Genomic DNA, 14,793 nt, shown 5'->3' with positions numbered 1-14,793 from the left:
GGCGGCAAGCACCGCGATCGCGCCGGCGGCGGGCCCGCTGATCCGGGCCCGGCGCACGGAGGATCGGGTCAGCCACGCCTGCAGCAGCGTCAGCCCCAGCAGCGGCAGGCTGAGCGTGCCGTAGTCGCCGTCGGGGCTCCCCATGGCGCCGCCGAAGCCGAGGCTCCAAATGCCGGTGCCCGTGCGCAGCACGCCGCCCAGGGTCAGGGCCGCGGCGGCATCGCGGGAGGAGTCGACCAGGTACAGGACGAGGGTGGGCAGGACCACGACGCCCCAGCCGAGCGCCACCGCCTCCACGCCTGCGCGCACGGCCAGCGGCCAGTCGGCGGGCAGGGTCGGACGCCGGGAGCCGCCCGGCGTCGGCGGGGGCTGTCGGTGCAGCCGATCCCTAAGGTTCATGCCCGCATCTCCATCCTGTTCAGGGGCGTACCTCCCGACGGCGTCGGGCTGATCGGCACCGACACTAACCCGGTCCGGAGGGTGGGGCGCGCTAGGACACGGGCGGACGCGGGGACGAGCTCCTGGCTGTACCCGGGCGAACCGGGCCAACCGCGCAGCCAAGGTAAACAAGGTGTGAACGAGCCCGGGCGAGCCTGGGGCATGCGGCGCGGACCACACTAGAATCGGGGTCAGCACCAGGCACCGGACGCCCACGGAAGGACCCACGATGGCTAACGACGCGCTCATCAGTACTTCGACCGGCCCCGCCGACGCAGCCGGTACTCCCCCCGCCTCCCCCAGCGATGAGCCCGTGCGCATCGGCGTGCTCACCTCTGGCGGTGACGCGCAGGGCATGAACGCTGCCGTGCGCGCCGTCGTACGGACCGCGCTGCGCATGGGCGCACAGCCGTACGCGGTCATGGAGGGCTGGTCGGGCGCCGTGGCCGGCGGGGATGGGATACGCAAACTGGAGTGGGACTCGGTCGGCTCCATCCTGCACCGCGGCGGCACCATCATCGGCACCGCCCGCTCGGCGGAGTTCCGCGAGCGCGCCGGGCAGCTGGCGGCCTGCCGCAACCTGCTGGAGCATGACATCGACCGGCTGGTGGTGATCGGCGGGGACGGATCCCTGACCGGCACCAACGAGTTCCGTAAGAACTGGCCGTCCCTGGTGGCCGAGCTGGTCGAGCGCGGGGACATCACCGAGCAGACGGCGGCCGCGCACCCGGTGCTCATGGTTACCGGGCTGGTCGGTTCGATCGACAATGACCTGGTGGGCGCCGACATGACCATCGGCGCCGACTCCGCCCTGCACCGCATCCTGGAGGCGATCGACGACATCTCCTCCACCGCCGCCTCCCACCAGCGCACCTTCATTGTGGAGGTGATGGGTCGGCACTGTGGCTACCTGGCGCTGATGGCGGCCGTGGCCGGAGGCTGCGACTACGTGCTCGTGCCGGAGTTGCCGCCCGCCGAGGGGTGGGAGGAGGACATGTGCCGCAAGCTCGCCAAGGGCCGGGAGGCGGGGCGCCGCGAGTCCATGGTGATCGTGGCCGAGGGGGCCACCGACCGCTCCGGCAACCCCATCACCGCCGACGACGTCAAGCGGGTCATGGCGGAGCGCCTCGGCGAGGAGGCCCGCGTGACCATCCTCGGTCACGTGCAGCGAGGTGGTAAGCCGAGTGCCTACGACCGCTGGATGTCCACCCTGCTGGGTTGCACCGCCGCGCGCGAGGTGGTGCTGGCCACCGCGGAGAGCGAGCCGGTGATCATCGCCGAGCGGCACAACCGCATTAGGCGTCTGCCCATGATGGAGCAGATCCGCGCCACCCGGGCCGTAAAGGACCTGGTGGCAGCCGGCGACTACCGGGGCGCGGTGGCGGCCCGCGGCTCCAGCTTCGAGCAGATGCTGGGGATCTTCGAGACCATGTCCACCCCGCCGGAGTTGGACCCGGCAGCAGAGGACACGCTGCAGGGTGCCGGCCGCGCCCGGCGGGTGGCGATCGTGCACGCCGGCGGGCTGGCGCCGGGCATGAACACGGCGGCGCGCGCCGCGGTGCGCCTGGGCCTGGACCACGGCTTCACCATGCTCGGCGTGTACGGCGGCTTCCCGGGTCTGCTGGACGGGAACGTGCGCGAACTGTCCTGGGACGACGTCGAGGGCTGGGTCGGCGACGGCGGCGCCGAGCTGGGCACACGCCGGGATATCCCCACCATTGAGCAGCTGTACGCGCTGGGGCGAACGATCGAGTCCAATCAGATCGACGCCCTGCTGATCATCGGCGGTTTCAACGCCTACCTGGCCGCGCATGAGCTGGTCACCGAGCGGGATCGCTACCCCGCCTTTAAAATCCCCATGATCTGCGTGCCCGCATCCATTGACAACAACCTGCCCGGCTCCGAGCTGTCGGTCGGGGCGGACACGGCCCTGAACAGCGCCGTGGGCGCGCTGGACGCGATCAAGCAGTCGGCGGCCGCCTCGCGTCGCTGCTTCGTGGCGGAGGCGATGGGCCGCCGCTGCGGCTACCTGACCCTGATGAGCGGCATAGCCACCGGCGCGGAGCGGGTGTACCTCAACGAGGAGGGGCTGACGCTGAAGAAGTTGGCCCAGGACTCGGCCCGCATGGTGGAGTCCTTCCGCTCGGGCCGCAAGCTCTACCTGGTGATCCGCAATGAACGGGCCAGCGAGAACTACACCCTGGACGTGCTGGCGAAGATCTTCTCCGAGGAGAGCGAGGGCCTGTACGACGTGCGGCAGGCGCAGATCGGTCACCTGCAACAGGGCGGCGACCCGACCGCCTTCGACCGCATCATGGCCACCAAGCTGGTGGCGCACGCGCTGGACCTGCTATCCGACCAGTTGGACGCCGGCACCTATCACTCCAGCTATGTGGGGCTCGTGGAGGGGCGGATTACTCACCACCGCCTGGAGCACATGGATGAGGAACTGGACCTGACCGCGCGCCGCCCGCTGCACCAGTGGTGGATGGGCCTGCGCGACGCCATCGGCCTGGTCAACAAGGACCTGGGGGTGATTCCCCCGCAGGAGGTTCCCGACTTCGGCCAGACGGTCACCCAGGCGGCCTCCGCCGGGGAGACGGACTGAGGGGCCGGCAGTGTTGAGAGCGTCTCCGGCCGGTATGGCTTCGGGCATGATGCGGATATGGTGACAATCGCCGATGTCGCGCGGCACGCTGGTGTCTCGCCAAAGACTGTGTCAAATGTGCTCAACGGATACCGGTATCTGCGTCCCGAGACCAAGGAGCGTGTGGAGAAGGCGATTCAGGAGCTGGGGTACACGGTCAATCTTGCGGCACGAGGCCTGCGACGCGGTCGCACTGGGATGGTTACGCTGGCGGTGCCGGATCTGCGCGACCCCTACCTGGCGGAGCTCTCGGGGGAAGTCATTCACGCGGCCGAACGCAGAGGGGGCCGCGTACTGGTGACGCAGACGGACGGCCAACGCGAGCGCGAAATCGACGTCCTACACGGACCCAACCGACACTTCACCGACGGAACTATTCTCAGTCCTCAGGCCCTCGGCTCGGAAGACTTGGAGCAGTACCAAGTCGACTTCCCGCTGGTGTTGTTGGGCGAGCGCGTCGATCCGCCTGATTTGGACCGGGTGACTCTGCCGAACGTGGCCGCTGCGCATGCCCTGACCGCCTACGTGCTCAGCCTGGGCTGTCGCAGAGTGGCGCTTCTGGGCTGCGCGCCGGGTACCGACCACGGCTCGGCTCCACTGCGTGAACGCGGTTTTCGCGCGGCTCATACGGAGATGGGTCTTGAGGTCGATGAACGTCTGTTGCTTTCGGAGTCGACCTGGCGCCTGCCTCAGGGTACCCAGAGAATGAATGCCTTTATCGACTCGGGGATTCCCTTCGACGCCGTGGTGGCGATGAATGACGCCCTGGCAATTGGCGCCTTACACAGCTTCCGAGCGCATGACATCCGAGTGCCAGACGCCGTGAAGGTGGTGGGAATCGATAACATTGAGGATGCTTCCTTCACCAGCCCGACCCTCACGTCCTTATCCGTGGATCACCGGGAGTTCGCGAGAGAGGCCATCCGCCTGTTGATGATGCGGATCGACGAGCACCATCGCGATCCCGCCCTGCCCCGTCAACCCAGGGAGCTTATCCAGCCCGCCTTCCATATCGAGGTGCGGCAGTCCACCGGAGGAGTACCCGCGGACGCCAACACCCTCGACGATTCTGGTACCGGTTCGGTTTAAGTGTCGCGAAGCGTCAAATGATTTCGAGTTGAGTCAGCCTGGCCCCGGTTGGGAATCGCAAGCTGACGGCCTCGACGTTATGTACCCCCGCCGGCGACGTAGGCAGCCCGATCACCCGCGTTTCCTCGGGCCAGCGAAATACCACCCGGCGTTTGACGGCCCCGGACCACGCCCCGTCTTCACGGACGGCTATTTCCACATCAACGCTGCCGGTTCCGGTTAGAGTGGCGACCCGTGCCGCCTCAGGACGATCCAACTCCACCTCCAGTCGCGTGTCGGGCGGCAGCACGGTCTCGGTATCTGCAGAGTCGTCTACGAGAGCAACAGCCCCCGGCACTGTCGAACGCAGGTTCTCGGAGTGCGCCTTGTCCCGCTGATATTCGTGTTCGTCGCTGGTCATCGACAACCGGCGGTCGCCAAGCCCCCAACTGTGGGGTTGGGAGCAAACACGAACCAGGACATGCACGTCGGCGTGCAGTGTGGAGGCGTCTACTACCGGAGCAGTGAGTGGGTGTCCGTTGACCTCGACGCCTGCGATGTACTTGCCATCACCCTCTCGGGTTATTGACAGGACACTGCCGTCACGGCGCGTCCAGCGCACAGCGGCCAGCTGCGGCGGGGTGACAACATACTTCCCCGAACCCACGTCGAGCGGGTACAACCCCATGGCCACAAGGAGCCACCAGGCACTGAACTCGCCGTTGTCCTCGTCTCCCGGCCACCCCTGCCCGATGCGTCCACCGTTGAATAGATAATCGAAAGCGTCAGTCAGGACCTCAGCGGCTCGATCGGGCCGATCGGAGTGCAGATACATGAAGGGCACATGGTGGGCAGGCTGATTCGAGACCGCGAACTGTCCCATGCCGATAGCCCGAGCCTCCGTCATCTCGTGGAGGATATGCCCGTAAGTCCCGCGTTGGGATACGGCCGCCTTCTCCGGATCTTGGAAGTAGTCATCAAGCTTTCTTCCCAGTGCGGCGGGCCCGCCCAGGGCGTTGGCCAGCCAGGCGGCGTCGTGAACCGGGGAGAAGGCCATTCCCCAGCCATTCGTTTCGGTGTATCCCCCGCCCCATTCACGAGGGTTGAAGTTCGCCGGGGCCACCTCCCACATACCGTCATCGCGGCGTTGACGGAGGAAACCGGAATCGGGATCGAAGAGGTTGCGCCAACGCAGTGAGCGGTTGATGAAATAGAACGCCTCTGCGAGCAGATCTGAACGTGCTTCCCCATCGGCGCGGTCGGCGAGTCGGCTCGCCCACCGCCCGATCGCAGCGTCGTCGATCGCATTTTGAACCGTCCAGCTCAGAGCCTCTGGAGTGGAGGAGTCCACCCAATCGCGAAAGCGCGCCGTCCGATTGCCGGCTCGGCCGACCTCGGTATGAGCCGGCGGCGTCATGGCGTTGCGCAGTGCGGACAGGTAGGCCACGTCCTGGTCGAAGTCGACGCCGTGTACGGCGGCGTCGGCGAAGATCACATCGGAATCCGTACCCACCATGCAGTCGATGAACCCGGGAGCGACCCATCTCCCCATCCACTCGCCATCTCGAAACAGCTGCAGCATCCCGTTAAGCAGCTTCCCAGCGAGTCCCGGCATCAGCAGGTGGTAGGCGGGCCAACTAGTCCGGTAGGTATCCCAGTACCCGTTGTTGACGTACAGCTCGCCGGGGAGCACCCGGCAACCGGTGACCGTGTCGGTGTGTTCACGCTCAAGCGGCAAAGCTACTGCTGCGTGCGCAATACGGGGCACGCGCTCACTCCCGGTGTTCTCGTGGGCGACATTGGGGTAGCACAGGAGCCGGTACAGGCTTGTATAGGCAGTCTCGCGTTGCTCCTCCGTGGCCCCGGGCAACTCGAGCGCGCCAAGCGGCTCCGCCCAGGCGGAGTGAGCTGCTTGGCGCAGGTCCTCGAAAGCGCGCCCCTCGGACTCGAGACTGAGGTTGTGCCAGGCCTGCTCCACTGAAATGAACGAGGTGGCCAGGCGAACCTCGTGCGTGCCCGCCGGCAGGGGAACGTGCGCAGCTTGGCTACGTACGTGACCGTCATCCTCAAACGCCGGAATCACCTCGCCTCCGCCATTGATCTCGCCGACGAAGAACACGCGTGGTGGGCTGGGATGCGATGGACGAACAACGTTTCCAGGAGCCCAGCCATGCAGCAGAACTCCCGTATCGGTGACACTGGTGTGCAGGCGCCCGTCGAAGGCCTGGTCGACGGTGATCCCGCCGGCACACGGCAAACAGATGCGGACCGCCGCGGTGCGGGCAGTCGCTGTCATCTCCAGCTCGATGCCGCCGTCAAGGCGCACCCGATAGTAATCGGGATGGGCGATCTCCTCCTCATGGCTGAAACGTAGTGCCCGACGCTGCGGGTCCGACACCGGGGCGTGCACGTAGGGCATGATCTGCATGGAACCGCGGTCACCGATCCAGGGACTGGGCTGATGACTCAACGCGACGGCTTCTAGGCGTGGATTCGGATCCCCGTGCCAGCGATAGAGCCAGCGTCGGGTGCGGGCGTTGGTCACTGGAGTAACAAAGTTCATGCCGTGCGGCAGGCAGACCGCCGGCAGGGTGCTGCCACGGGAGAAACCACGACCTGTATGAGTTCCCCTGGTGGTACGCACGTAGTCGACCACGTCCCGAGCTCTACGCGTCTGCGTGGAAGAGTCCCCGCCCACTACACGCGCCTGTATCCAACCGGCACCATGGTCCGCGAACGAGATCAGCCTCACCGCGCTGAGCGGCGTTCCGGACGGAAGAGCGTCGAGCGGTACTCGCCAGATATTCCACTGCTCGGGGATCAGCGTTGTGGCAGCCAAGTGCGCAGGACGCGGTGGGGGCACGGCAGTCAGATCGTGCCCGTTGTCGTCACACAGGTGCCGGAGTGCGCCCCGTCCATCGTCCGCACCCACACCCAGCAGGGTGGATGCCCTATCTGGCGCACCATCGTGCTGCAAGAGCAGCTGAGGGAACAGGGCTACCTCGAGAATCTCCCCCGCGACAGCAGGCCGATCGGGTAGGCCGATGCCGATCTCCCCGGGGCGAACAACCGTGTAAGCGCGCACTTCCCCCTCGAACAGCCCGCAACGCGGCGTTGAACTCGGCGGCGCACTCGGGCCACGGGACGCGGCGAAGCGGATGGCCTGTGGCGGCGCTGAGGGCGACATGGTGAAGTCTCTTTCCATCCGGGGGACATGCATGTACACTCATAGTACATCGTGGTACTACATCGCTGCACTACCTCGATGTACAAGGTGTCGTGACGCACCGTCGTTTGAGCTGCAAAGGAGCCTTAAATGTCGACACACTTCTTCCGCCCCTCACGTCGCGCCGTGCTCGCCTACGGCGGCTTCGCAACCGTGTCGGGCCTGCTGGCCGCCTGCGGATCATCGGGGGCGGGTTCATCAGGCGGCGGCTCCGATGCCAACAGCATCGAGATGTGGGCGCGTGGCGGCGCCACGACCGCCGATGCCTACGCCGAAATCGTCCCTGCGCTTGAGGAGGCAACCGGAGTCACCGTCAGTTTCTCGACGGTGGACAACTTCGGCCAGGAGCTTCAAAGCCGCGCCCAGTCCAAGAACCTGCCGGACCTGTGGATCAATGACGACGTACTGCTGGGCACCTACCAGCGTCAGGGCCTCCTCCGGGAGATCACCCTCGGCGACTACGCCGAGGCCTCCGGTATCGACGACGCCCGCTGGGCCGAGACTCAGATCGATGGCGGCGCCTACGCCGTGCCCTACTCCCGACAAACGATGGTCGACTGTTTCCGCTCCGACTGGCTGGAGACACTGGGCCTCTCGGTCCCAACCACCTGGGAGGAGTACGTGGCCTTTCTCGACGCAGCCGTCTCGGGGGACCCCGACGGTGACGGCTCGGCGAACACCTACGGCACCAACGTCGCCGGAACCGCCAAGAACGGCTACCTGGCCCGCTGGGCTATGAGCTATATCTGGCAGGGCGGCGGCTCGCTATGGACCGACAATGGCGACGGCACCTTCACCGTGGACACCACCTCTGAAGCTACAGTGTCAGCGATTCGCTGGATCCAGGATCTCTTCGCCGTCAGCGGGCGCGTCCAGCCAGGCGCCCTGACCGCCGACACCTCTGTATCCACCCCCTTCTTCGCCGAGGGCAAGGTCGGCCATACACTTACCGGCCCCTACCAATTCTCGGCAATGGACGAGGCACCCGGAAAAGACCTCTACGTCGTCGCCCCGGCGCCTGTCGGCCCACAGGGCGGCACAGTCCTTGCCGAGGGCGAGAACATCTATGTGTCTGCTGGCACCGAGAAGCTGGACGCCGTCAATAAGGTCATCTCCTGGTTCATTTCCGAGGAGGGCCAGACCACGTGCATGACCAACAGTAAGCAGCCGGTCGTGCGAGTTCCGGTCCGTTCCGATATGGATGCGGCCACGATCTACGACGACGAACGTTGGGGCGTCGTACAGGACAGCCTGGCGAACTCGTCCCAGGCCTTCCCCGCGGTTGCAGATGCTTCGGCAATCAAGCAGGTCATTGCCGAGTCACTCAACACCATCGTCGCCAGCCCGGAGCAGGATCCGGTGAACGAACTGGAGAACCTCAAGACCGAGTTGGAAGACGTCTTTGACGAGCTGGGGTTGCTGTGACGGCTCCAAGCGTTCATGCAAGCACACGTAGGAGACTGCCCACACCGAAGGCGACCACGGTCACCATGTGGCTCCTACTGGCGCCGGCGCTGCTGCTTGCCGTCATGTTCAAGTTCATCCCGCTGGCAGAAGGGATCTACTACAGCTTTCACAAGGTGACCCCCTACCTGGGCAATACCTGGGTGGGTCTGGACAACTATGTCAAGGTGCTCAGTTCCTCCGGGTTTACCGCCGCTCTGGGACACACCGTCATCCTCGCACTGGTGCAGACCACGGGAAGCGTCGTAGGCGGCCTGTTGCTCGCGCTCGTTCTAGAGGGATCCGGCATCGGCTTGTGGCTCACGCGCACCGTTGTCGTCCTGCCGGTAGTGACCGCGACCGCCGTCATCGGTGAAATCTGGCGAATTATCTACTTCCCGGATCCGGGCGGCTTCCTCAACACCGTTCTGGGGTGGTTTCATCTCGGACCCTCCACCTTCCTGGACAGTCCGAGCACGGCGCTGATGTCAGTTGCCGCAGTGGGTATTTGGTCTGGAGCCCCGTACAACATGGTGATATTCCTCGCGGGCTTGGCGGGCATAGACAGGGACCTTTACGAGGCCGCCGCAGTCGATGGTGCCGGACGGTGGCGGCGCTTGTGGAGCATCGTTATTCCCAGCCTGCGCAGTTCGATGATCATCGTTCTGACGCTCGCTGCCATTCGTGCACTGGGTATCTTCACCGAGGTCTACGTGCTGACGGGCGGCGGCCCTGCCAATTCGACCACCACATGGATGACGCAGGTGTACACGCAGGGGTTCGACCGTAGCGACGTGGGTGTTGCCAGCGCCGCGTCCATTCTGCTGCTGGTCACGACGCTGACACTCACGATCATCGTACGTTGGCTGTCCGCGCGTAGGAGGGACTCATGAAACGCACTGATAAACCGGCTCTCAGCCGGTTCGACTCGGCGCTGGGCTGGACCAGGAGCCCAAGCTCCAGAGTGACCCGGGTGCTGATCGCGGCGGTGCTGCTGGCCGTCTTCGGCGTCCCGTTCCTCACGGTCATATCCAGCGCCTTCAGCCACACCTCTGATCCGACTCAACTCGCGGTGTTGCCTACGGACCCTACGTTGGACAACTTCCGCGCGGCCGGCGAATGGGACCTTTACACCTACCTACGCAACTCCCTGATCATCGCCGGCGGCGGACTGCTGCTCCAGATGACGGCGTCGGTACTCGCCGGCTATGCACTGTCACGGCGCAGGTTCCGCGGGCAGGCACTGGTAATGATGCTGTTCCTCATGACCATGATGTTGCCCGAGGAAGTGATCGCGGTCCCGTTGTCCATCGTGCTGGGTGATCTCCCGTTGCTGGGGATCAATCTCAAGGGCACCGTCTTCGCGATCATCCTGCCGGTGGGCATCTGGGGATTCTCAATCATGGTGATGACCGAGTTCATGCGGGACATCCCCGAGGAGATCTGCGAGGCAGCCAGGCTCGATGGGCTCAGCGAGATTGGTGTGCTGGGCAGGATCGTTCTGCCAATGTGCAAGCCCGCCCTGGGCGTCATCACCATCTTCGGATTCATTATGATCTGGAACCAGTATCTGCTTCCGCTAATCGCCTCCAACGGTCCAGGCTCATACACGATCACCGTTGCCATCGCCCTGCTACGGGATGATCCATCGGGGTCCACGGGCCTACTCGCGGCAGGATCGGTACTCGCACTAGTACCGAGTCTCATAGTGTATCTACTGCTGCAAAGCTCTCTGGTACGGGGAATCACCGCTGGGGCGGGGAAATAGGTGACGACGAACGGGGCCGGCCCATAGCGTTCACGCACCGAAAAGCTCCCCCTGGCGGCACATCCTCACCTACCGGCGGTCGTCGACCGCCGGTAGGTAGGGTCATCCGGTGACCTCAGGTGCTTCCTCACACTCGCCCGCCGTGCCGTCCCACACCTGCGCGCGCCTGCTGGCGGCCGCACTCGTCTCCGGCGTGGCGGCGGGCCTGATAGGCATCGCCATGGCCTTCCTGCTGGAGGGCTTCGAATGGCTCTTCTACGGGGTCGGCGAGGGCACGCTCCCCCAGCGCGTGCAGGCGGCCGCCGCCTGGAGGCGGATCGCCGCACCGGCTGTCGGCGGGCTGGCCGCCGGCGCCCTGTGGTGGTGGGAGCGATCCACCGGCGGCGTCGTCGGCGTGGAAGCGGCGGTCGGGGACGTCTCCGGCCGGACCGGGCGCCACATGGGTCTGCTGCGCCCCTTCGCCGACGGCGTGCTCCAGGTGCTCACGGTGGGCGCCGGCAACTCGGTGGGACGTGAGGGCGCGCCTCGTCTCATGGCCGGGGCCGTCGCCGCCCGAGTCTCCTCCCGCCTCGGCCTGCAGCCGCGCACAGCCCGTACCCTGGTGGCCGCGGCGGCCGGCGCGGGCCTGGCGGCCATGTACAACGCGCCCCTGGGCGGGGCCGCCTTCGCCGTCGAGATCACCATGCTGGCGGGGATGCGCCGGCGGGGCGTGTGGCTGGCCGTGCCGGTGAGTCTGCTGGCCACGGTGGTCTCCTGGCTGCACTCGGGCGGGCGCCCCACCTTTCAGGTGACCATGGGCGCGCCCGACACCGCGACACTGGTGGCGGCGTTGCCGGTGGCGGGGCTGGCAGCGCTGTTGGGTGTGGGCGCACGGTCGTTGTGGAGGCGGTTCAAGGATCACCGACTGCCGGACACCTGGGCGCTGCCACTGGGCATCGGGGCTGCCGGGCTGCTTACGGGGGTGGCCTCCCTGTGGCTGCCGGTGCTGCCCGGCAACGGCCGCGACGCCCTGGAGGCGGCACTGGTCTCCCCCGTCACCGCAGCCGCTCTGGCAAGCCTGCTCGGCGTCGTCGTACTCAAGCCGCTGTTGACCGGGCTCACCCTGGGGGCGGGCGCCACCGGCGGCCTGCTGGCTCCGTCCTTCGCCCTGGGCGGCAGTGCGGGCGCGGCGGTGGCGGTCGCCGCGAACCTGGCCGGCTGGCAGGTGAGCATTCCGGTGCTGGCACTCGTCGGCGCCGGCGCCGTGCTGTCGATCACGCAGCGAGCGCCCGTGTTCGGCACGGTGTTCGTGTGGGAGCTCGCCCGCGGGCCGCTTTGGGTGCTGGCCCTGATGGCGGTGGTCTCCGTATGCTGCTGGTGGCTGACCTCGCCTCTGGGGCTGGACAGACACATTCGACCTCGACGCCGGGGAGGCCCAGCAAGTTCCTGAACCGAGAGTCCTCGCCATGTCCACTCGCCCGCAAGCCACCTTCCTCCTACTGACCCTGCTCATCGCCGCCCCCGTGACGGCCATCCTCTTGGTGCTGAGCGGAGGCCCGTGGCGGTTGCTGCTCCTGGCGTTCTACCTGTGCGCGCTGTGCTACTGGCGTCTGGCGGAGCAGCGACCGTGGCGCGATCTCATGTACTCGGACGGGAGATCGAGAACGTGGGCCCTGCTCGCAGTCGGCGCCGCCGCACCGGTCATTGGTGGGCTCCTCCTGCGCGCGCAGGAGGAGCCCGGCTACGTAACAGCCGTAACCGCTGCCACACCGGCCCAGCTAGTGAGCGCTGTCGGCATGGCGGTGCTTGTCGGCTGCTGCCTGAATGCGATTCCCGAGGAGGTTGCCCTGCGCCGCGTCCTTCTGGATCCACTGCTCCGGCGCTGGGGCGCGCCGTTGGCCATATCCGCCACCGCCCTGGCGTTCGTGGCCTGGCACCTGCCCACCTGGCTGGATTCCGGGCTGACCGCATCGGCATACGCGGTCGAGGTTCCTGACAAGCTGGTCTTCGGTCTGGTAGCCGGCTGGTCGGTGGTACGACTGCGGTCCTTGTTCTTCGGCCTGGGTATGCACATGGGCTCGAACGCGGTCGGAGTGTTCCTCGACGCACTGGCTCCGCGGGAACAGTCCTGGGCCGCGCCCGATGCGCCCACCGTGCTCATCACCTCCGCCCAGCTGGCCGCGGCCGCACTGCTCGTGTGGTGGCTGAGTCGAACGCCGAACCCCGCCCACGGGAACGCCTCGTAAGCCCGCTTACTGTCCGAGTTCGGGACAAACGCCGCCGGTGAGACCCGGACCGAATCCAGAAACCGCATGATTCCAACGATCCCGAGACCGGAGATCGGCAAGACTGGATCGTTTGTCCCGGATTCGGACAGTTCTCAGATCCGACGGCGCAGAATCACGGAGTCCCAGCCGTCCAGGTCGGGCACGCCCAGGGCCGCATCGGCCGGCAGGGAGGCCATGAGCACGCGCTCGGCATCCTCCCACTCCCCCAGGTCCAGCCCCTCGGCCGCCAGTCGACCACGCAGGGCGGAACCGGGCCCGGTCTCCAGCCCGGCACGCGTGCACGAGGCGATCAGCAGGATCTGCTCACGTTCGCCGTCGGCCCCCACGTACTCGCGCAGCAACGTCCACGAGTCGGCGGCGTCAGCATCCAGGAGCCGGAAGGTACCCAGGGCGACGGCGTCGTCATGGTGGCGCAGGGCGATCAGCGCCCGGTAGTGCTCGAAGACGCTGCCGGGCACGCCCACCTGGGCGGCGGCGTTGATCTCCGTGTAGTTGGGGGCGACGTCGATCCAGGGGGTGGCGGCGGTGAAGCCGGCGTTTGCGGTCGCGTCCCACTGCACCGGGGTGCGAGCATTGTCGCGCGAGTTGACGGCCAGGCCGGCCAGCAGGGCGGCCGGGTCGTCGCCGACGCCGGTGCGCTCGTGGAAGTAGTTGATGGACTCCAGGTCCCGGTAGGAGTCGATGCCGTGGAAGACGGTGTTGGTCTGGCCGAGTTCCTCCCCCTGGTAGACGTAGGGGGTGCCGCGGTGCAGGTGCAGGATGGAGGCGATGGTCTTCGCGCTCGTCTCCCGCCAGGCGGGGTCGTCGTCGCCGAAGCGGGAGACGGCGCGCGGCTGGTCGTGGTTGTCCCAGTAGTTGGAGTTCCAGCCGCGCTCGCGGGTGATGCGGCCGGTGGCGTCGACGTCGGGGGCGAGAGCGGCCTGCCAGCCGGCGAGGTTGCGCTTGAGGGCCACACGGTCCAGCGGCTGCGGGTCGAATTTGCCGCCGGGGCCGTCGGTCAGGCCAACGTGCTCGAACTGGAAGACCATATCCACCTCGGCGCTCGCGGGATCGGTGAAGCGGGAGGCTTCGGCGGTGGTGACACCGGGGGTCTCGCCGACGGTGATGATGTGTCGGCTGCGCGGGGCGAAGACCGCCTGGTTCATCTCGTGCAGGAACTCGTGCACGCGCGGCCCGTTGGCGACCAGTGCCGCGCCGTCGCCGTACAGGGCGCCGTCCGGGCGGGGGCCGTCGGCGAGTGGGTAGGTCTTGGAGATCAGGTTGATGACATCCATGCGGAAGCCGTCCACCCCGCGGTCGAGCCAGCGCCCCATCATGTCGTAGACGGCGCGGCGCACCTGCGGGTTCTCCCAGTTCAGGTCGGGTTGCTTGGTGGAGAACAGGTGCAGGTAGAACTCCTGCGTGTCCTCATCCCACTGCCAGGCGGGGCCGGAGAAGAAGGATCCCCAGTTGGTGGGCTCGGTGCCCGGTTCCCCCGGCTGCCGGCCGGGGACCACCCGGGCGGGCCGCCAGATGTACCAGTCCCGCTTAGGGCTGTCCTTCGCACTGCGGGAGGCGGCGAACCAGGGGTGCTCGTCGGAGGTGTGGTTGACCACCAGATCCATCACCAGGCGCATGCCGCGCGCGTGTAGCCCCGCGATCAGGGCGTCGAGGTCCGCCAGCGAGCCGAACATCGGGTCGATGTCCTCGTAGTCGGAGATGTCGTAGCCGTTGTCGTCCTGCGGGGAGCGGTAGACGGGGCTGAGCCAGACGACGTCGACGCCGAGGGCGTCCAGGTGATCCAGGCGGGCGGTGATGCCGGGAATGTCGCCGTAGCCGTCACCGTCGGTGTCCTGGAAGGAGCGCGGGTAGATCTGGTAGACGACGGCGCGGCGCCACCAGTCGGCGTCGTCTCCGACGTGATGGGCGCTGACAACGAACGACGGCTGGGTCATGG

At 66.8% G+C, this 14,793-nt stretch carries 10 protein-coding genes; 7 read left to right on the top strand and 3 right to left on the bottom strand.

Annotated features, from left to right (window positions below; genetic code table 11):
- Nucleotides 1-399 (bottom strand): DUF6350 family protein (locus DRB06_RS05075; protein ID WP_258522146.1); only part of this gene is annotated, 399 nt, incomplete at its 3' end.
- A gap of 268 nt (nucleotides 400-667) precedes the next feature.
- Between DRB06_RS05075 and DRB06_RS05070 the strand changes: the two genes are divergently transcribed.
- Both DRB06_RS05070 and DRB06_RS05065 read left to right on the top strand, forming a co-directional pair.
- Nucleotides 668-3,046 (top strand): 6-phosphofructokinase, encoded by a 2,379-nt coding sequence (locus tag DRB06_RS05070; protein WP_108966801.1) that lies wholly within the window; start codon nucleotides 668-670, stop codon nucleotides 3,044-3,046.
- A 57-nt stretch (nucleotides 3,047-3,103) separates the two neighbouring features.
- Nucleotides 3,104-4,174: a LacI family DNA-binding transcriptional regulator gene (locus DRB06_RS05065; RefSeq protein WP_073326980.1), complete on the top strand. Its 1,071-nt coding sequence runs from the start codon at nucleotides 3,104-3,106 to the stop codon at nucleotides 4,172-4,174.
- 13 nt (nucleotides 4,175-4,187) lie between these two features.
- Here the strand turns inward: DRB06_RS05065 and DRB06_RS05060 are convergent, their stop codons facing one another.
- Nucleotides 4,188-6,809: a GH92 family glycosyl hydrolase gene (locus DRB06_RS05060; protein WP_181575191.1), complete on the bottom strand. Its 2,622-nt coding sequence runs from the start codon at nucleotides 6,807-6,809 to the stop codon at nucleotides 4,188-4,190.
- Nucleotides 6,810-7,469: 660 nt separating this feature from the next.
- On the opposite strand from DRB06_RS05060, the gene DRB06_RS05055 reads away from it, so the two are divergent.
- From DRB06_RS05055 to DRB06_RS05035, 5 genes are all read left to right on the top strand, one after another.
- A complete protein-coding gene (locus DRB06_RS05055; RefSeq protein ID WP_073326985.1) occupies nucleotides 7,470-8,804 on the top strand; it encodes an extracellular solute-binding protein in 1,335 nt (444 codons plus the stop codon).
- A 65-nt stretch (nucleotides 8,805-8,869) separates the two neighbouring features.
- A complete protein-coding gene (locus DRB06_RS05050) occupies nucleotides 8,870-9,715 on the top strand; it encodes a carbohydrate ABC transporter permease (RefSeq protein ID WP_083565226.1) in 846 nt (281 codons plus the stop codon).
- Nucleotides 9,712-10,590, top strand: a complete 879-nt coding sequence (locus tag DRB06_RS05045) for a carbohydrate ABC transporter permease (RefSeq protein ID WP_073326988.1) — start codon at nucleotides 9,712-9,714, stop codon at nucleotides 10,588-10,590. The genes DRB06_RS05050 and DRB06_RS05045 overlap by 4 nt, the downstream gene beginning before the upstream one ends.
- Before the next feature lie 109 nt (nucleotides 10,591-10,699).
- Entirely contained in the window at nucleotides 10,700-12,019 is a 1,320-nt protein-coding gene (locus DRB06_RS05040; RefSeq protein ID WP_395994424.1) for a chloride channel protein, read from the top strand.
- A 16-nt stretch (nucleotides 12,020-12,035) separates the two neighbouring features.
- A complete protein-coding gene (locus tag DRB06_RS05035) occupies nucleotides 12,036-12,815 on the top strand; it encodes a CPBP family intramembrane glutamic endopeptidase (RefSeq protein ID WP_111819284.1) in 780 nt (259 codons plus the stop codon).
- Between the two features lie 134 nt (nucleotides 12,816-12,949).
- Here DRB06_RS05035 and DRB06_RS05030 read toward each other — a convergent pair whose 3' ends face one another.
- The gene (locus tag DRB06_RS05030; RefSeq protein WP_111819283.1) at nucleotides 12,950-14,791 is read right to left on the bottom strand and encodes an alpha-glucosidase; all 1,842 of its coding nucleotides are present in this window, start codon (nucleotides 14,789-14,791) and stop codon (nucleotides 12,950-12,952) included.
- Between the last annotated feature and the right edge of the window lie 2 nt (nucleotides 14,792-14,793).

Source organism: Actinomyces sp. Z5, from assembly GCF_003287795.1.
Taxonomy (GTDB): domain Bacteria; phylum Actinomycetota; class Actinomycetes; order Actinomycetales; family Actinomycetaceae; genus Actinomyces; species Actinomyces glycerinitolerans.
The sequence above is the reverse complement of the archived record's forward strand: the minus strand, read 5'-3'. Positions and strand labels throughout refer to the sequence as shown.